This window comes from Chryseobacterium sp. DT-167, assembly GCF_058310155.1.
This window is the reverse complement of record NZ_JBZEEQ010000116.1, coordinates 1-556: the sequence shown is the minus strand read 5'-3', so window position 1 is coordinate 556 and position 556 is coordinate 1. Positions and strand designations below refer to the sequence as shown.

The 556-nt window shown below is 71.4% G+C and carries 1 protein-coding gene; it reads right to left on the bottom strand.

Annotated elements, in window-relative coordinates:
• On the bottom strand, positions 1-556 hold a 556-nt coding region (locus AC4FQ5_RS20050; protein ID WP_491146459.1), incomplete at both ends, for a 3'-5' exonuclease.

The window sequence follows — 556 nt, the reverse complement described above, 5'->3', positions numbered from 1 at the left end:
AGACCTGCGCTGTCGTCATGGCGTCGCCGAGGGCGTGGTGCGGGGTGTGGACGGGGAGGCCGAGGGCCTCCGACGCGTCCTCAAGGGCGATGAGCCGGCCAGGAGCCGAGAGCCGCGCCGGAAGACAATGCCGCGCGAGGATCGCCGTGTCGACGATCGGTCGGGGGAGCGCGAGCCGCATGGGCTCGAGCAGCCGGTCGAGGAAGGCGGTCTCGACCCACGCACCGTGGGCGACGACCGTGCGGCCGCTGATGGCCGCGATGACTTCACCGAGGCGCTCCTCGATGCGTGGCGCGGTCGCGAGGTCGGCCCGGCGGAGCGAGTGCACCTTCATGGCCTCGGACCCGACGGAGCCGACGGGGTTGCAGACGATGTACAGGGAGCGCGACGCACTGATGCGTCCGCGGGAGATCGGGATGACCCCGACCGAGACGACCTCGTCCCGTTCGGGGTCGAGTCCCGTCGTCTCGATGTCGATCACCGCGAAGTCGGCCTCGCGCCAGTCCCGATCGTCTCGCTGCGAGAACGCCGTGGCGCGCGAACCCCAGGAACGGAG